Origin of the sequence: Serratia sp. JKS296 (genome assembly GCF_900215445.1) — a bacterium.
GTDB lineage: Bacteria > Pseudomonadota > Gammaproteobacteria > Enterobacterales > Enterobacteriaceae > Serratia > Serratia marcescens.
Map to the genome: position 1 here is coordinate 393036 of NZ_OCMX01000001.1, position 18590 is coordinate 411625.

The 18590-nt window shown below is 63.4% G+C and carries 14 protein-coding genes; 8 read left to right on the plus strand and 6 right to left on the minus strand.

What is annotated here, in order from left to right:
* The first annotated feature begins 10 nt into the window (after positions 1–10).
* The gene (gene aceK / locus CRO23_RS01940) at positions 11–1765 is read left to right on the plus strand and encodes a bifunctional isocitrate dehydrogenase kinase/phosphatase (RefSeq protein WP_016930305.1); all 1755 of its coding nucleotides are present in this window, start codon (positions 11–13) and stop codon (positions 1763–1765) included.
* Position 1766: 1 nt separating this feature from the next.
* Here aceK and CRO23_RS01945 read toward each other — a convergent pair whose 3' ends face one another.
* From CRO23_RS01945 to iclR, 5 genes are all read right to left on the minus strand, one after another.
* Positions 1767–2408: a bifunctional 4-hydroxy-2-oxoglutarate aldolase/2-dehydro-3-deoxy-phosphogluconate aldolase gene (locus CRO23_RS01945; protein WP_079450113.1), complete on the minus strand. Its 642-nt coding sequence runs from the start codon at positions 2406–2408 to the stop codon at positions 1767–1769.
* A gap of 54 nt (positions 2409–2462) precedes the next feature.
* On the minus strand, positions 2463–4277 hold the full coding sequence (gene edd, locus CRO23_RS01950; RefSeq protein WP_097101300.1) for a phosphogluconate dehydratase: 1815 nt from the start codon (positions 4275–4277) through the stop codon (positions 2463–2465).
* Between the two features lie 98 nt (positions 4278–4375).
* Positions 4376–5713: a gluconate transporter gene (gntU, locus tag CRO23_RS01955; protein ID WP_097103066.1), complete on the minus strand. Its 1338-nt coding sequence runs from the start codon at positions 5711–5713 to the stop codon at positions 4376–4378.
* On the minus strand, positions 5710–6249 hold the full coding sequence (gene gntK, locus CRO23_RS01960) for a gluconokinase (protein WP_004936645.1): 540 nt from the start codon (positions 6247–6249) through the stop codon (positions 5710–5712). The genes gntU and gntK overlap by 4 nt, the downstream gene beginning before the upstream one ends.
* 252 nt (positions 6250–6501) lie before the next feature.
* Positions 6502–7332, minus strand: coding sequence for a glyoxylate bypass operon transcriptional repressor IclR (gene iclR / locus CRO23_RS01965; protein WP_004936648.1), 831 nt, complete (start codon positions 7330–7332; stop codon positions 6502–6504).
* Between the two features lie 196 nt (positions 7333–7528).
* Here iclR and metH point away from each other — a divergent pair, with 196 nt between their 5' ends.
* Complete coding sequence (gene metH / locus CRO23_RS01970; protein ID WP_089195244.1) at positions 7529–11224, plus strand: methionine synthase; 3696 nt, start codon at positions 7529–7531, stop codon at positions 11222–11224.
* Positions 11225–11263: 39 nt separating this feature from the next.
* Here metH and CRO23_RS01975 read toward each other — a convergent pair whose 3' ends face one another.
* On the minus strand, positions 11264–11974 hold the full coding sequence (locus CRO23_RS01975; RefSeq protein WP_097101302.1) for a UTRA domain-containing protein: 711 nt from the start codon (positions 11972–11974) through the stop codon (positions 11264–11266).
* A gap of 193 nt (positions 11975–12167) precedes the next feature.
* Here CRO23_RS01975 and CRO23_RS01980 point away from each other — a divergent pair, with 193 nt between their 5' ends.
* From CRO23_RS01980 to CRO23_RS02005, 6 genes are all read left to right on the plus strand, one after another.
* A complete protein-coding gene (locus CRO23_RS01980; RefSeq protein ID WP_033631954.1) occupies positions 12168–13229 on the plus strand; it encodes an ABC transporter substrate-binding protein in 1062 nt (353 codons plus the stop codon).
* An 11-nt stretch (positions 13230–13240) separates the two neighbouring features.
* On the plus strand, positions 13241–14050 hold the full coding sequence (locus CRO23_RS01985; RefSeq protein ID WP_044030312.1) for an alkaline phosphatase family protein: 810 nt from the start codon (positions 13241–13243) through the stop codon (positions 14048–14050).
* Entirely contained in the window at positions 14047–14892 is an 846-nt protein-coding gene (locus tag CRO23_RS01990; protein ID WP_033651199.1) for an ABC transporter permease, read from the plus strand. Before CRO23_RS01985 ends, CRO23_RS01990 begins: the two co-directional genes overlap by 4 nt.
* Positions 14893–14909: 17 nt before the next feature.
* Complete coding sequence (locus CRO23_RS01995) at positions 14910–15695, plus strand: ABC transporter permease (RefSeq protein ID WP_033644383.1); 786 nt, start codon at positions 14910–14912, stop codon at positions 15693–15695.
* A gap of 4 nt (positions 15696–15699) precedes the next feature.
* Complete coding sequence (locus tag CRO23_RS02000) at positions 15700–16692, plus strand: ABC transporter ATP-binding protein (protein ID WP_033651200.1); 993 nt, start codon at positions 15700–15702, stop codon at positions 16690–16692.
* 207 nt (positions 16693–16899) lie between these two features.
* The gene (locus CRO23_RS02005; RefSeq protein WP_033644385.1) at positions 16900–18549 is read left to right on the plus strand and encodes a Na/Pi cotransporter family protein; all 1650 of its coding nucleotides are present in this window, start codon (positions 16900–16902) and stop codon (positions 18547–18549) included.
* The last annotated feature ends 41 nt before the right edge of the window (positions 18550–18590 follow it).

The following is an 18590-nucleotide window of genomic DNA, read 5'->3' on the forward strand; positions in this document are numbered from 1 at the left end:
GGGGGTAAGGATGGCGGCAAAACTGGAGTTGTTGATCGCACAGACGATCCTGCAAGGCTTCGATGCGCAGTACGGCCGCTTTCTGGAAGTGACCGCCGGCGCGCAGCAGCGCTTCGAGCAGGCGGACTGGCCGGCGGTGCAGCAGGCGATGAAAAAGCGCATCCATCTGTACGACCATCACGTCGGCCTGGTGGTGGAGCAGCTCAAATGCATCACCGGGCAGAAATATTTCGACGCCGACTTCCCCAGCCGGGTCAAAGCGGTCTATATCGACCTGTTGCCGGACTACCCGCGTTTCGAGATCGCCGAAAGCTTCTTTAACTCGGTCTATTGCCGGCTGTTCAAGCACCGCGATCTGACGCCGGACAAGCTGTTCGTGTTCAGTTCGCAGCCGGAACGGCGCTTTCGCGACATTCCGCGTCCGCTGGCGCGCGATTTTACCCCCAATGGCGATCTGCCGGCGATGCTGCGCAGCGTGCTGAGCGATCTGCCGCTGCGGTTGCCGTGGGAGGATTTGACGCGCGATATTCGCTATATCACCCAGGCGCTGCAACGCGCCTTCAGCCCACAGCAACTGACGGGGGCGACCTTCCAGATCGCCAACGAGCTGTTCTATCGCAACAAGGCCGCCTGGCTGGTCGGCAAGCTGCGCCTGGCCGACGGCGTTTATCCGTTCTTGCTGCCGATCCACCACAGCGAGTCGGGCGCGCTGTTTATCGACGCCTGCCTGACCGGTAAGGCCGAGGCCAGCATCGTCTTCGGCTTCGCCCGCTCTTATTTTATGGTCTACGCGCCGCTGCCAGCGGCGATGGTGGAGTGGCTGCGCGAGATCCTGCCGGGCAAGACCACCGCCGAGCTGTACATGGCGATCGGTTGCCAGAAGCACGGCAAAACCGAATGCTACCGCGAATACCTGACTTTTATGGCGCACTCGCAGGAGCAGTTCATCATTGCGCCGGGGGTGAAGGGCATGGTGATGCTGGTGTTTACCCTGCCGTCCTTCGATCGGGTGTTTAAAGTGATCAAAGACGAATTCGCCCCGCAAAAAGAGGTGACGCAGGCGCAGGTGATGGCTTGCTATCAGCTGGTGAAAGAGCACGATCGCGTCGGGCGCATGGCGGATACCCAGGAGTACGAGAATTTCGTCGTCGACAAGGCGCGCCTCAGCCCGGAACTGCTGGCGGAGCTGCGGCGCGAAGTGCCGGGCAAGCTGGAAGATCTTGGCGATCGCATCGTGATTAAGCACCTGTATATGGAACGGCGCATGACCCCGCTGAATCTGTATCTGGAGCAGGCCAACGACCAGCAGATGCGCGATGCGATTGAAGAGTACGGCAATGCCATCAAACAGCTGGCCGCCGCCAATATCTTCCCCGGCGACATGCTGTTCAAGAACTTTGGCGTGACGCGCCACGGGCGGGTAGTGTTCTACGACTACGACGAGATTTGCTACATGACCGAGGTCAACTTCCGCGATATCCCGCCGCCGCGTTATCCGGAAGATGAACTGGCCAGCGAGCCGTGGTACAGCATCGCGCCCAACGACGTGTTCCCGGAAGAGTTCCGCCACTTTCTGTGCGGCGATCGGCGCATTCGGCAGATGTTTGAAGAGCTGCACAGCGATCTGTTTACCGCGGAATATTGGCGCGGATTGCAGCAGCGCATCCGCGAAGGGCATGTGGAAGACGTATTCGCTTATCGCAAGAAGCAGCGGTTCAGCCAGCGCAGCGGGGCGGCGCTGCCGGCCGCCACCGCTGCGATGTAAATCAGGCCTGAGCGCCCGCGACGGCGGCGCGCGCCAGTTCGGTAATGCGCACGTAGTCGCCGCTTTCGAGCGCGTCCGCCGGCACCAGCCAGGAGCCGCCGATGCACAGCACGCTTTTCAGCGCCAGATAGCTGCGGTAGTTGTCCGGTGAGATGCCGCCGGTCGGGCAGAAGCGCACCTGCGGGAACGGGCCGCCGATCGCCTGCAGCGCTTTTACGCCGCCGTTGGCTTCCGCCGGGAAGAATTTAAACTCGCGCAGGCCGTAATCCATGCCCTGCATCAGTTCGGAAACGGTGCTGATGCCCGGGATCAAGGGAATGGAACCGGCGGTGGCGGCCTTAAGCAGCTCGTCGGTCAGGCCTGGGCTGATGGCGAACTGCGCACCGGCTTCGGTCACTTCCCGCAACTGCTGCGGATTGATCACCGTACCGGCACCGATGATCGCTTCCGGCACCTCTTGGGCGATGGCGCGAATAGCGTCCATGGCGCAGGCGGTGCGCAGCGTCACCTCCAGCACCCGCACGCCGCCGGCGACCAGCGCTTTCGCCAGCGGCACCGCATATTCCAGCTTGTTGATCACGATGACCGGCACCACTGGCCCCGCCGTCAGGATCTGCTCGGCGCTTGTTGTCCACTTGTTCATGCTGACGTTCTCCTCTGTGGCCGCCGCCAGGCGGCGATGCGGCCAGGCTATCGATTAAAATTTGATGCAGCAGGCGCCCTGTTCGGCGCCGGACAGCTGGCTGCGCAGCGCGCCGAACAACTCGCGGCCGCAGCCGATGTGTTCCGCGCTCAGATCGGGTTGGCATGGCGTGCGCCGGGCCAGTTCGTCGGCGTCGACCAGCACCTGCAGCTCGCCGCTGCGGCCGTTGACGCGGATCGGATCGCCGTCGCGCACTTTCGCCAGCAGGCCGCCGGTATAGGCTTCCGGGGTGACGTGGATGGCGGAAGGCACCTTGCCGGAGGCGCCGGACAGGCGGCCGTCGGTCACCAGCGCCACTTTGAAGCCGCGATCCATCAGCACGCCCAGCGGCGGCATCAGCTTGTGCAGCTCGGGCATGCCGTTGGCCTGCGGCCCCTGGAAACGCACCACCACCACACAATCGCGATCCAGCTTGCCGGCTTCGAACGCCGGCACGATGTCGTGCTGGCTGTCGAACACTACCGCCGGCGCTTCGATGATCTGGTTGTCGGCGGGCACCGCCGAGGTTTTCATCACCGCGCGGCCCAGGTTACCGGCCATCACTTTGGTGCCGCCGTGATGTTCAAACGGCTGAGTGACGCTGGCGATCACGCTGGCGTCGAGCGAGCCGGCCACGCCTTCGCGCCACACCAGTTGGCCGTTATCCAGCCACGGTTCCTGGGTGTAGCGGCGCAGGCCGAAACCGGCCACGGTATGCACGTCTTCGTGCAGCAGCCCGTGTTGCAGCAGCTCTCGCACCACCAGCGGCACGCCGCCGGCGGCCTGGAACTGGTTGATGTCGGCCGGGCCGTTCGGATAGATGCGGCACAGCAGCGGCACCGCCTCCGACAGCTCCGAGAAATCGTCCCAGGTGATGATGATGCCCGCCGCGCGCGCCATCGCCACCAGATGCATGGTCAGGTTGGTGGAGCCGCCGGTGGCCAGCAGCGAGACGATGCCGTTCACCACCACTTTCTCGTCCACCAGGCGGCCGATCGGCAGGTAGTTGCCGGCGGTATCGGTCAGTCGGGTCACCTGGCGCGCGGCGGCGTCGTTCAGCGCGTCGCGCAGCGGCGTGTCCGGATGGACGAAGGAGGCGCCCGGCAGATGCAGACCCATCACTTCCATCACCATCTGGTTGGTGTTGGCGGTGCCGTAGAAGGTGCAGGTGCCGATGCCGTGATAAGAGGCCGCCTCGGCCTCCAGCAGCGCCAAACGGTCGGCCTTACCCTCGGCGTACAGCTGGCGCACGCGCACTTTTTCCTTGTTCGGCAGGCCGCTGCTCATCGGGCCGGCCGGCACGAACAGCGCGGGCAGGTGGCCGAAGGAGAGGGCGGCCATCACCAGCCCCGGCACGATCTTGTCGCAGATGCCGAGGAACAGCGCGCCGTCGAACATATTGTGCGACAGGCCGACGGCGGCCGACATGGCGATCACGTCGCGGCTCATCAGCGACAGCTCCATGCCGTCCTGCCCCTGCGTCACCCCGTCGCACATCGCCGGCACGCCGCCGGCCACCTGGCCCACGGCGCCGACCGCCTTCAGCGCCTGCTTCAGCCGCTGCGGGTAGTGTTCGTACGGCTGGTGGGCCGACAGCATGTCATTGTAAGCGGTGATGATGGCGATATCGCTGCGCACCATGTTTTTCAGCGACGCCTTGTCATCGGGCTGACAGGCGGCGAAGCCGTGGGCCAGGTTGCCGCAGGCGAGCTGCGCGCGGTGGACGGTTTGGGAGCGGGCCGCCTCGATACGCGCCAGATAGGCGGCGCGGCTGGCCTGGGAACGGTCGATGATGCGCTGTGTGACACGGGACAAGGTTGGATTAATCATGCCTTCCTCACATTGCTGTTGTTATAGTCGCCGCCTGTGGCGGTGCCCCCGGGGGTGATTTGCAGCCCTGGTGTGCAAGGCCGGGGGCGATTTAGGATTTAAAACATCGTGAATGCAATCATGCCGATGGCGCCGCCGACGCTGCCCAGAATGGTTTCCATCACCGTCCAGGTTTTCAGCGTTTGCAGTTCGTTGGCGCCGGTGAATTTGCCGAACAGCCAGAAGCCGGCGTCGTTGACGTGGCTCAGCACGATGGAGCCGCCGGCGATGCAGATGGCCAGCGCGGCCAGTTGCCCGCCGTTCAGACCGAGTTGACTGGTGACCGGCAGCACCAGACCGACGGTGGTCAGGCAGGCGACGGTGGCCGAGCCCTGAATCACCCGCACCATGGCGGACAGCGCGAAGGCGGCCACGGCGATCGGCAGGCCGGCGCCGATCATGGCGTCACCCAACGCCGGCCCTACGCCGGAATCCACCAGGATCTGCTTGAACACCCCGCCGGCGCCGGTCATCAGCAGGATGATCCCGGCCGGCTGCACCGCAGCGGAACAGATGGCCAGGGTCTGTTCGTTGCTCATGCCGCGCGGCTTCGCCAGACCGTAAATCACGATCAGGCAGGCCAGCAGGATGGCGGTGAACGGGTGGCCGATAAACTCCAGCCACTGCTGCAGCTGCGAGCCGGGGGTGACCAGCCGCGCGCCGATGGTTTTCATGCCGACCAGCACCAGCGGGCACAGCACCAGCGCCAGGCTGAAGCCGAACGACGGCAGATTGCCCTTGGTCAGCGTCGGCTCATTCTCTTCCGGCGGCATCGGCCAGTTGACGAAACGGCTGATAAAGCTGCCGTACAGCGGGCCGGCGATCAGCATGCCGATCACCGCCGCCACCAGGCCGATGGCGATCATCCAGCCGAAATCGGCCTTCATCTGCGACGCCAGCAGCATCGGCACCGGCCCCGGCAGCAGGAAGGAGGCGGCGGCGGCCACGCCGGCGAACAGCGGGATCGCCAGCTTGACGATATTGCCGTCGGTGCGGCGTGCCACGGCGAACACGATGCCGATCAGCAGCACCACCGCCACGTCGAAGAACAGCGGCAGTGCGCAGATCAGCCCGGCGATGCCGAGCGCGTAGTGCGCCTTGCTTTGTCCGAATCGTTTCAGCAATTGCGCCGCAATTTGATCGAGCGCGCCGACCTCATGCAGGATCTTGCCGAACATCGCCCCGAGCGCCACCACGATCGCCAGGAAGCCCAGCGTGTCGCCCATGCCTTTTTGCATGGTGTCGGCGATGTGTTTCAGCGGCATGCCGGAGAAAATGCCGGCGGCGATGGACACCAGCATCAGCGCGACGAAGGCGTGCATGCGCGCCTTCATCACCAGGAATAACAGCAGTAAAACCGAGCCGACTGCGGTACCGACCAGCGTTACGGTACTCACGCGCACACGTCCTGCGGCAGGAAGCTCTGGATATGGCGCACGGTATCGGCGATCACCGCGTCCAGCGGCTGATTGATGTCGATCGCCATCACGTCGTTCTCGTCGGCGCCCGGTTGCTCCAGCGCGGCGAACTGGGTGACCAGCATCTGCGGCTTGAAGAAGTGGCCGTTGCGCGCCGCCAGGCGGGATTCGATCACCGGGAACTCGCCGTGCAGATAGATGAATGACAGGTTGCCGTTGCCGGCGCGCAGGCGGTCGCGATACTGCTTTTTCAACGCCGAACAGACGATGATCGACACGTTGTTGGTGCGCTGCATGGCGAAGGCGGCGTCGTTGAGCGCGGCCAGCCACGGCGCGCGATCGTCGTCGTTCAACGCTTCCCCGGCGGCCATCTTCAGGATGTTGCTGCGCGGGTGCAGGAAGTCGCCGTCGAGGAAGCCGGCGGAGAGTTGGCGGGCCGCGGCGGCGGCGACGGCGGACTTGCCGCTGCCGGAAACGCCCATAACGACGTAAATGCGATTTTGATTGTTGGTCATGGCTTGGCTCCAAAACACCGGGTGACGTTACCTTCATTCAATTTGATTGTTACTGGTAACATGTTATCGGTAACATTGTCGAAGGAAGTTTGAGCGGTTGCAATGGGCTTTCGCCGTGAGGATCGTTAACTGTGATCGGCTTCAAGCTTTTTTCCTGTGCGCTAAACAGGATGCCGACAGCCTGTTACATGCTGACAACAGAGCATGGCAGGGGAGCAGGGGCGCACTGGGGCGCCCCTCGGATGAGCAGGATTAGCGCACGCCGCCGTAGGCCAGGCTGATCTCTTTCGCCGCGTGGATCACCAGCGCGCCCAGCTCGATCACACGATCGTCGGTGATGCGCGACACCGGGCCGGAGATGGAAATGGCGGCGAAGGCTTCGCGGTGCTCGTCGAAGATGCAGGCCGCCACGCAGCGCAGGCCGAGCGCGTGCTCTTCGTCGTCAAAGGAGAAGCCCTGTTTGCGGATCTGCGCCAGCCCCTCTTTCAAGTTGTGCGGCGTCAGGGTATGCGGCGTGTAGGTGTGCATGCCTTTCTTGTGCAGCAGTTTGGTCACCTGATCGTCCGGCAGGGTGGCGAGGAACGCTTTGCCGGCACCGGAGGCGTGCATCGGCAGTTTGCCGCCGATCGGCGCCGACATGCGCATCAGCGCCGTGCACTGCACCTGATCGATGATGATCGCCTGGTACTCGCTGGTATCCAGCACCGCCAGGTTGACGGTTTCGCCGGATTCCTCCATCAGGCGGCGCAGCGTCGGATGCACCATCGCCAGCAGGTTGCGGCTTTGCAGGAAGCTGCTGCCGACCACAAAGGCGTGCGAGCCGATGGTCCACAGGCCGAGATCGCCGACCTGGCGCACGAATCCCTGCTGCTGCATGGTGGTGAGCAGGCGGTGAGTGGTGGAGTTCGGCAGGCCGGCCTGCTGGGCCAGATCGGTCAGCGCCACGTTGCCCTGGGCTTCCGAAATGTATTCCAACAGTTTCAGGCCACGGGTCAACGATTGTACCTGACCGGTCGCCGCACTGGCGGCGGGGGCTGCTGCGCGGGGCTTCTTGCCGCGCTTGGCGGGAGCAGGGGTGGCCATGGGTGAGATTCCTTTTTCCGTATGATGGAATTCATTTTCGTTTTTTGTCGATGAATTGCAAGCCGCCGTCAGCTCATCGGAGGTGTTGGCGCACAACCTGAAAAACTCTCAATTGTCGCCTGGCCCTTTGTCCTTACAAGCTGTGCTAGGATGACTCGTTGGTTTTTGCGGCAGTTGAGCAATGGGCTGGATGGCAATGGAAGGGGTTACAGTGACGAATCGAGTAGAACAACTGCGCCGCCAGTTAGCGCAGCGCATTTTGGTGTTGGACGGCGGCATGGGCACCATGATCCAGAGCTATCGCCTGGACGAGCGCGATTTCCGCGGTGAGCGTTTCGCCGATTGGCGCAGCGATCTGAAAGGCAATAACGATCTGCTGGTGCTGACCAAGCCGGAAGTGATTACCGCCATTCATTACGCCTATCTCGAGGCGGGCGCCGATATCCTTGAGACCAATACCTTCAACTCCACCTCCATCGCCATGGCCGACTACCACATGGAGTCGCTGTCGGCCGAGATTAACTATCAGGCCGCCTGCCTGGCGCGCGCCTGCGCCGACGAATGGACGGCGCGCACGCCGGAAAAACCGCGCTACGTCGCCGGGGTGTTGGGGCCGACCAACCGCACCGCGTCCATCTCGCCGAACGTCAACGATCCGGCGTTCCGCAACATCTCGTTCGATGAACTGGTGGCGGCTTACCGCGAATCGACCCGCGCGCTGGTGGAAGGCGGCGTCGATCTGATCATGATCGAAACCATCTTCGACACCCTCAACGCCAAGGCCGCCGCTTTTGCGGTGGAAACCGAATTCGAAGCGCTGGGGGTGGAACTGCCGATCATGATTTCCGGCACCATCACCGACGCCTCCGGCCGCACCCTGTCCGGCCAGACCACCGAAGCGTTTTACAATTCACTGCGCCACGTCAAGCCGCTGACCTTCGGCCTGAACTGCGCCCTGGGGCCGGATGAGCTGCGTCAGTACGTCGCCGAGCTGGCGCGCATCTCGGAGACCTACGTCACCGCACACCCGAACGCCGGTTTGCCGAACGCCTTCGGCGAGTACGATCTGGATGCGGCCGAGATGGCGCGCCAGGTCGGGGAGTGGGCGCAGGCCGGCTTCCTCAATATTATCGGCGGCTGCTGCGGCACCACGCCGGAACATATCGCCGCGATGGCCAAGGCGGTCGAGGGCGTGCCGCCGCGCCGGCTGCCGGATATCCCGGTCGCCTGCCGCCTGGCCGGTCTGGAGCCGTTGACCATCGACGCCAACACCCTGTTCGTCAACGTCGGCGAGCGCACCAACGTCACCGGCTCGGCGCGTTTCAAACGCTTGATCAAAGAAGAGAAATACAACGAGGCGCTCGACGTGGCGCGCCAGCAGGTCGAGAGCGGCGCGCAGATCATCGACATCAACATGGATGAGGGGATGCTCGACGCCGAAGCGGCGATGGTGCGCTTCCTCAACCTGATCGCCGGCGAGCCGGATATCGCCCGGGTGCCGATCATGATCGACTCCTCCAAGTGGTCCGTTATCGAGAAAGGCCTGAAGTGCATTCAGGGCAAGGGCATCGTCAACTCGATCTCGATGAAGGAGGGCGAAGAGGCCTTTATCCACCACGCCAGGCTGGTGCGCCGCTATGGCGCCGCGGTGGTGGTGATGGCGTTCGACGAAGTGGGCCAGGCGGACACCCGCGAGCGCAAGTTCGAGATCTGTCGCCGCGCCTATAAAATTTTGACCGAACGCGTCGGTTTCCCGCCGGAAGACATCATTTTCGACCCGAACATCTTCGCCGTCGCCACCGGCATCGACGAGCACAACAACTACGCCGTCGACTTTATCGAAGCCTGCGCCGACATCAAAACCCACCTGCCGCACGCGATGATCTCCGGCGGGGTGTCCAACGTGTCGTTCTCGTTCCGCGGCAACGATCCGGTGCGTGAAGCGATCCACGCGGTATTCCTGTATCACGCCATTCGCAACGGCATGGACATGGGCATCGTCAACGCCGGGCAGCTGGCGATTTACGACGATCTGCCTGGCGAGCTGCGCGAGGCGGTAGAAGACGTGATCCTCAATCGTCGCGAGGACGGCACCGAACGCCTACTGGAACTGGCGGAAAAGTACCGCGGCAGCAAAGACGGCGAAGCGGCAGTGCAGCAGGCGGAATGGCGCGGCTGGCCGGTGGAGAAGCGGCTGGAATACTCGCTGGTGAAGGGCATCACCGAGTTTATCGAACTGGACACCGAAGAAGCGCGGCAGCAGGCCGAACGCCCGATCGAAGTGATCGAAGGGCCGCTGATGGCCGGGATGAACGTGGTCGGCGATCTGTTCGGCGAGGGCAAGATGTTCCTGCCGCAGGTGGTGAAATCCGCCCGCGTGATGAAGCAGGCGGTGGCCTACCTGGAACCGTACATCGAGGCCAGCAAGCAGCAAGGCACCTCCGCGGGCAAAATCCTGTTGGCGACGGTGAAAGGCGACGTGCACGACATCGGCAAGAACATCGTCGGCGTGGTGCTGCAGTGCAACAACTATGAAATCGTCGATCTTGGCGTGATGGTGCCGACGGAGAAAATCCTGCGCACCGCGCGCGAGGAGAATGTCGACATCATCGGCCTGTCGGGGCTGATCACGCCGTCGCTCGACGAGATGGTCAACGTGGCCAAAGAGATGGAGCGCCAGGGCTTTACGCTGCCGCTGCTGATCGGCGGCGCCACCACCTCCAAGGCGCACACCGCGGTGAAAATCGAGCAGAACTACAGCGGCCCGACCACCTACGTGCAAAACGCCTCGCGCACCGTGGGCGTGGTGTCGGCGCTGCTGTCCGCCACCCAGCGCGACGAGTTTGTGGCGCGCACCCGCAAAGAGTATGAAACGGTGCGCATTCAACACGCGCGCAAAAAGCCGCGCACGCCGCCGGTCGATTTGCACAAGGCGCGCGCCAACGCCATGGCGCTGAACTGGGCCGACTATCAGCCGCCGGCGCCGCGGCAGCTTGGCGTGTTTCCGGTGTCGGCCGGCATCGAGACGCTGCGCCACTATATCGACTGGACGCCGTTCTTCATGACCTGGTCGCTGGCGGGCAAATACCCGCGCATCCTCGAGGATGAGGTGGTGGGGGAAGAGGCCAAGCGCCTGTTCCATGACGCCAATCAGATGCTGGATCGGTTGGCCGCCGAGCGTAGCCTCAACCCGCGCGGCGTTTACGGCCTGTTCCCGGCCAACCGCGTCGGCGACGACGTGGAGGTATACCGCGACGAACGGCGTGACGAGGTGCTGGCGGTGAGCCGCCACTTGCGGCAACAGACGGAAAAAACCGACTTCCCGAACTACTGCCTGGCGGACTTTGTGGCGCCGAAAAGCAGCGGCAAAGCCGACTACTTCGGCGCCTTCGCGGTGACCGGCGGGCTGGAGGAAGACGCGCTGGCGGCGGCGTACGACGCGCAGCACGACGATTACAACAAAATCATGGTCAAGGCGCTGGCGGATCGTTTGGCGGAGGCTTTTGCCGAATACCTGCACGAACAGGTGCGCAAGCTGCACTGGGGCTATGCCGCCGACGAGAGCCTGAGCAACGAGGAGCTGATCCGGGAAAACTATCAGGGCATCCGGCCGGCGCCGGGCTACCCGGCCTGCCCGGAGCACACCGAAAAAGCGACCATCTGGCAGCTGTTGGACGTCAACCGCCACACCGGTATGGAACTGACGGAGTCCTTCGCCATGTGGCCGGGGGCGGCGGTATCCGGCTGGTACTTCAGTCACCCCGAGAGCAAGTACTTCGCGGTGGCGCAGATCCAGCGCGATCAGGTGGAAGACTACGCGGCGCGTAAAGGGATGAGCGTGAGCGAGGTCGAGCGCTGGCTGGCGCCAAATCTCGGCTACGACGCCGACTGACTTTCCTCTTTAAGGGCGCAGCGATGCGCCCTTGTCCATTTACAGCGCTTCCACATCGATGTGCAGCGCGTCGTACCGCCAATACTCCAGGTCGCAATCGATCACCCTGTCGTGCTGATCGCGATTCACCCGCGTAATGAACAGCGCCGGGCTGCCGTAGGTCACCTTCAGCATGACGGCGGCCTGCTGCGGCAGCAGGGTGGGCAGCATGTCGAAACGCACCCGGCCGTAGTGAATGCCGTAGCGCGCGGCGTACAGCGCGGTCAGCGACTGGGTGAGATCTTCGTCCAGAATGCCGGGGAAATAGGCCGGATTGAGGTAGTGCTCGCAGTACAGCACCGCGCGTCCGTCGATGTAGCGCAGCCGGCGAATGCGATAGGCCTCGGCGCCGGGGAGCAGCGCCAGGCGGCCGGCCAGCGGCGCGTCAAGCGTGACGACCGCGCTGTCGATCGCTTCGGTATGCGCGGCGCGCCCCTGCTGCTGCGCCATGGCGTGAAAATGGCTGCGCTGCAGCGGGTTGTAGATCAAACGTGGCGGCGAGATGAACCAGCCGCGCCGCACCTGGCGGTAGATGACGCCCTGCGCCTCCAACTGGCCGAGCGCCTCCTGCAAGGTAATGCGGGTGGTGGCGAATTGCTCGCTCAGGGCGCGTTCGGAGGGCAGCTTGCCGCCTACGGCGAACTCGCCGGCGGTGATGCGGGCGCTCAGCGTTTGGCAGATGGTGGCGACGGTCGTCGGTGCTTCACTCATACAGCGGGTGTCCCGTTTCAGTGCGTTTGGCCTTCCTTAAGGTAGACCAGCGTCGCGTTTTCGCCGTTGCAATGGGTGATAAAACTGTCGCTTTTTTAAGCTGACATATAATTATCACATTCGTCCGTTAGATTGGTTTGGTCCTTGCTGGACTAGTCCAGCCATCCCCACACTACCACCTGGAGCATCAGTTATGAAACGTTTGTGCGCTTCTGTGTTAACCAGTGCCATCGTGTTATCCAGCCAGATGAGCTGGGCCGCGGATACCGATTTGGCGGCGCTGGAGCAGGCCGCGAAGAAAGAAGGCGAAGTCAACAGCGTCGGCATGCCGGACAGCTGGGCCAACTGGAAAGGCACCTGGCAAGATCTGTTGAGCAAGTACGGCCTGAAACATGTCGATACCGACATGAGCTCCGCGCAGGAGATCGCCAAATTTGATGCGGAAAAGAACAACGCCACGGCGGACATCGGTGACGTCGGCGCGGCCTTTGGCCCGGTGGCGGTGCAGAAGGGTGTAACGCAGCCGTACAAACCGTCTACCTGGGATCAGGTGCCGGAGTGGGCGAAAGACAAAGACGGCCACTGGGCGCTGGCTTACACCGGCACCATCGCCTTCATCATCAACAAGCAGCAGGTGAAAGACATCCCGCACAGCTGGGCCGATCTGCTCAAGGGCAGCTATCAGGTCACCATCGGCGACGTCGGTACCGCGTCGCAGGCGGCCAGCGGCGTGCTGGCGGCCACCTACGCCATGGGCGGCAACGAGAAAAACCTCAAGCCGGGCCTGGAATTCTTCGGCAAGCTGGCCAAGGCCGGCCGCCTGAGCCTGAGTAACCCGGTGATCGCATCACTGGAGAAAGGGGAAGTGCAGGTTGGCGTGGTGTGGGACTTCAACGGCCTGAACTACCGCGATCAGATCGACAAAACCCGTTTTGAAGTGCTGATCCCGTCGGACGGCTCGATCACCTCCGGCTACACCACCATCATCAATAAATACGCCAAGCACCCGAACGCCGCCAAGCTGGCGCGCGAATACATCTTCTCCGACGCCGGCCAGATCAACCTGGCGCGCGGCTATGCCCGCCCGATCCGCGCCGAACATCTGACGCTGCCGGACGACGTCAAGGCCAAGCTGCTGCCGGCCGAGCAGTACAAGAATGCGCACCCGATCGCCGATCCGGCGGCCTGGGAACAGAGCGCCAAAGCGCTGCCGCGCCTGTGGCAGGAAAACGTCATTATGTTTATGCAGCAGTGAGTTAACGCACCATGAAAACGATCCTCGTGCTGCTGGACGGCCTCAACTACCGGGTGGCGCACGACGCCATGGGGTATCTGCAGGCCGAATGTGCGGCGGGACGCGGGCGGTTGTACCTGCTGGAGAGCGAGTTGCCCTCGCTCTCCCGGCCGCTGTATGAATGCATCCTCACCGGCGTCACGCCGGTGGAGAGCGGCGTGGTGCACAACCACGTCTCGCGCCTTTCTCATCAACAAAGCGTGTTTCATTACGCGCGCGCCGCCGGGCTGAGCACCGCCGCCGCCGCGTACCATTGGTTCAGCGAATTGTATAACCGCACGCCGTTCGATGCCGCGCGCGACCGCCATACCGACGCCCCCGAGCTGCCGATCCAGCACGGGCATTTTTATTACGACGACGGCTATCCCGACAGCCATCTGTTCGACGACGCCGAAAGTCTGCGCCAGCGTCATCAGCCGGATTTTCTGCTGATCCACCCGATGAACATCGACGACGCCGGGCACCGCTTCGGCCTCTCTTCGCCGCAGTACCGCAACGCGGCGCGCCGCGCCGACGGCTCGCTGTCGCGCTACCTGCCCGAGTGGCTGGCGGCCGGTTATCAGGTGCTGGTTACCGCCGACCACGGCATGAACGACGATCGCAGCCACGGCGGGGTGTTGCCGGAAGAGCGCCAGGTGCCGCTGTTCGTGTTCGGCGCGGGCTTCAGCCTGGACGACGCCGATCCGCAGCAAACCGAGCTGTGCGGCACGATCTGCGATCTGTTGCAGGCGCCGCACGACAAGCCGCGCTGTCGGGCGCTGCTGGCGCAGGATGCGCGATGAACAGCAAAACCAAATGGATCGCCGCGCTGTGCCTGCTGCCGTTTATCGTGCTGTTCGGCGCGTTTCAGATCGCCCCGCTGGTGTGGATCGCGGTTCACAGCTTTTTCAGCGAGAGCAGCGGCTGGGGATGGGGCAACTATGTCGATATCCTCACGTCGCCGTTCTACCTGCAGGCCTTTCAGTTCTCGCTGGAGATCTCGCTGTGGTCGAGCGTCTACGGCTTGCTGATTGCATTAGTGGGCAGTTACTCACTTCGCCAGCTCGGCCAGACCCGCTTTCATGACTTCGTGATGTCGTTCACCAACATGACCAGCAACTTCGCCGGGGTGCCGCTGGCGTTCGCCTTCGTCATTCTGTTGGGGTTGAACGGCTGCCTGACGCTGCTGCTGCGCAAATACGGTCTGATGGAGAGCTTCAACCTCTATTCCAAGAGCGGCCTGATCGTGCTGTATACCTACTTCCAGATCCCGTTGGGCGTGCTGTTGCTGTATCCGGCGTTCGATGCGCTGCGCGCCGATTGGCGCGAGTCGGCGGCGCTGCTCGGCGCCGGCCCCTGGCGCTACTGGCGGCATATCGGCCTGCCGGTGTTGGCGCCGGCGCTGATGGGCACCTTCGTCATCCTGCTGGCCAACGCGCTGGGCGCCTACGCCACGGTGTACGCGCTGACCACCGGCAACTTCAACGTGATCCCGATCCGCATCTCAGCGCTGGTGGCGGGGGACATCTCCCTCGATCCGAACCTGGCCAGCGCGCTGGCGATGCTGCTGGTGGCGATGATGGCGTTTATCACGGTGATCCACCAATGGATGCTGCGCAGGAGTTACCTCAATGCGCGCTCATAATCGGATGGAGAATGCTCATGTCGCGTGTTGAACGCCTGTACCACCGCACGGTGACCGGCCTGCTGCTGTTGATTCTGCTGCTGCCGCTGGCGGCGACGCTGGTTTACGCGCTGGCTACCCAGTGGGGCGCCACCATTTTGCCGGACGGTTTTACCCTGAAGTGGCTGACGGCGCTGTGGAGCGATTCGCGCTTTTTGCTGGCGCTGTGGCACTCGCTGCTAATCTGCTTTGGCACGTTGCTGCTGTCGGTGGTGGTGATCCTGCCGGCGATGTTTGTGATCGCTTACTACTTCCCCAAGCTGGACGCGGTGATGAACGTGCTGATCCTGCTGCCGTTCGCCGTGCCGCCGGTGGTGTCGGCGGTGGGGCTGATGCAGCTGTTCGCCGCCGATCCGCTGCCGCTGCTCGGCACCCCCTGGATTTTGGTGGGCTGCTATTTCACCATCGCGCTGCCGTTTATCTACCGCGCCATCAGCAACAACATGCAGGCGATTAACCTGCGCGATCTGATGGACGCCGCGCACCTGCTCGGCGCCAGCACCTGGCAGGCGGCGCTGTGGGTGGTGCTGCCGAACCTGCGCAAGGGCGGAACGATCGCCGTGCTGCTGTCATTTTCGTTCCTGATCGGCGAGTTCGTGTTCGCCAACCTGCTGGTGGGCAGCCAGTATGAAACGCTGCAGGTCTATCTGTTCAATATGCGCAACGGCAGCGGGCACTTTACCAGCGCGCTGGTCATCTCCTATTTCGCCGTGGTGCTGCTCGTCACCTGGCTGGCGAACCTGCTGAATAAAAACAAGGGCTAACCCGATGGCTTATCTCAACGTCACCCGCCTGAACAAACACTATGGCCAGACCCAAGTGTTTCAGGATATCGATTTCACCGCCGAAGAGGGAGAGTTCGTCACCCTGCTGGGGCCTAGCGGCTGCGGCAAATCGACGCTGCTGCGCTGTCTGGCCGGCCTGACCCCGGTCGACAGCGGGCAAATTTTGCTGCAGGGCCAGGATCTGGTGCCGCTGGCGCCGCAAAAGCGCGGCATCGGCATGGTGTTTCAAAGTTATGCGCTGTTTCCCAATATGACGGTGGAAGGCAACGTGGCCTTCGGCCTGAAAATGCAGAAGCTGGCGGCCGGGCAGATCGGCCAGCGGGTGCAGGAGGCGCTGGCGCTGGTGGAGCTGAGCGATCTGGCGAAGCGCTATCCGCATCAGCTGTCGGGCGGCCAGTGTCAGCGCGTGGCGTTGGCGCGATCGCTGGTCACTCGCCCGCGTCTGCTGCTGCTCGACGAACCGCTGTCGGCGCTGGATGCGCGTATTCGCAAACACCTGCGCGAGCAGATCCGGCGCATTCAGCGCGAGCTGAACCTGACGGCGATCTTCGTCACCCACGATCAGGAAGAGGCGCTGACCCTGTCGGATCGCATCGTGCTGATGAACAAGGGGCAGATCGTGCAGAGCGGCGATGCGGAAACCCTGTATACCCAGCCGGCGGATGCCTTCGCCGCCGGGTTTATCGGCAACTACAACCTGCTGAGCGCCGAACAGGCCGGCCGCTTGACCGGGCGCAGCTATGTCGGCAAGGTGGCGATCCGCCCCGAATCGATCGGCCTGTTGCCGGCGGGACAGGGGATCGGCGGGGTGATCCTGGGTCACAGTTTGCTCGGGAATGTGGTACGGTATCGGATTCAGGTTTGCGAGGTAGAATTGCTGGTTGACGTGCTCAACCGTTCGGTGGCCGACCTGCGGCCCGACGGCGCGGAAATTGGGCTACACTTGGAACCTGTTGTATTGCGGGAAGTTGCATGACTTCGCAGCGCGGCGCCGGGGCCTTCCCGCCGCCGCATTAACCCTTCTCTTCTGCGGTCTGCCGCCCGCCCGCTGTCCTGCCAGACCCACGCCCGGCAGGCGGGACCGCGCGCTGTATCCGTCATCCTTTGGCTCGCCTCTCTGCGTCGCGTGACAAGCATCGGGTATCAGCCTCCTTTGGCCGGGCGTTAATGGAGCGTATCTTCCGTGCTGACCCTTCTTCACCTGCTTTCGTCCGTGGCGCTGTTGGTGTGGGGCACCCACATCGTGCGCACCGGGATCATGCGGGTTTACGGCGCCAATCTGCGGCGCGTGTTGAGCGACAGCGTTGAGAAAAAACCGCTAGCGTTCGTTTCCGGCATCGGCGTGACCGCGCTGGTGCAAAGCAGCAACGCCACCGCGCTGCTGGTGACCTCTTTCGTCGCGCAGGGGCTGGTGGGGCTGGCGCCTGCGCTGGTGATCATGCTGGGCGCCGACGTCGGCACCGCGCTGATGGCGCGCGTGCTGACCTTCGATCTTTCCTGGCTGTCGCCGCTGCTGATCCTGGTCGGCGTCTTCCTGTTCCTCAGCCGCAAGCAAATGCGGATCGGCCAGATCGGACGCGTCCTGATCGGCCTTGGGCTGATCGTGCTGGCGCTGGAGCTGATCGTGGCCGCCGCCACGCCGATCACCCAGGCGGCCGGGGTGAAAGTGCTGTTCTCGTCGCTGACCGGCGACGTGATGCTGGATGCCCTGACCGGCGCGCTGTTCGCTATCGTCAGCTATTCCAGCCTGGCGGCGGTACTGCTGACCGCCACTCTGACCGCATCCGGCGTGATTTCGCTGAAGGTGGCGCTCTGTCTGGTGATCGGCGCCAACCTCGGCAGCGGCCTGCTGGCGATGATCAACGCCAGCGGCCAGAACGCCGCGGGGCGGCGCGTGGCGCTCGGCAGCCTGCTGTTCAAGCTGGTGGGCTGCATACTGGTGCTGCCGTTCGTCTCCTATCTGGCGGATTTGATGGCTCAACTGCCGGGCGGCAGCGAAGAGCTGGTGATCTATTTCCACGTGTTCTACAACCTGATCCGCTGCCTGGTGATGATCCCGCTGGCCGGGCCGATGGCGACGCTGTGCGAACGGCTGATCGTCGACGAAGCGGCCGACGATCCGCGCATGCGGCCGCGCCATCTGGACGCCAGCGCGCTGGACACGCCGACGCTGGCGTTGGCCAACGCGGCGCGCGAAACGCTGCGCATGGGCGACGTGGTGGAACACATGATGATCCTGCAACGTGAGGTGCTGCACGGTAAGCAGGGGGTCGATAAAGAGGTGCGGCGCCTCGACGATGACGTCGACGTGCTGTACACCGCCATCAAGCTGTATCTGGCGCAGATCCAGAAGGAAGATCTGGGCGAGGAAGACTCGCGCCGCTGGGCGGAGATCATCGAAATGGCGCTCAACCTGGAACAGGCGGGCGACATCATCGAGCGCATGGCCGGCGACGTGGGCGCCAAGTCGCACGCCGCGCGCCGCGCTTTCTCGGCGGAAGGGTTGGCGGAGCTGGACGGGCTGCACGAACGGCTGATCGGCAATCTGCGCCTGGGGCTGTCGGTGTTCCTGTCCGGCGACGTCACCAGCGCCAAGCGCCTGCGCCGTTCCAAGCACCGTTTCCGCATTCTGGATCGCCGCTACGCGCACGCGCACGTCGATCGTTTGCACCAGCAAAACGTGCAGAGCATCGAGACCAGTTCGTTGCATTTGGGATTGTTGGGGGACATGAAGCGCCTGAACTCGCTGTTCTGCGCCGTGGCTTACAACGTGTTGGATCAGGATGCCAAGGACGACGATCGCGACTGGGAAGACACCCCGAGCACGCTGTAAAAAAAACGCCCCCGGTTTTAACCGGGGGCGTTGCGTTGGGG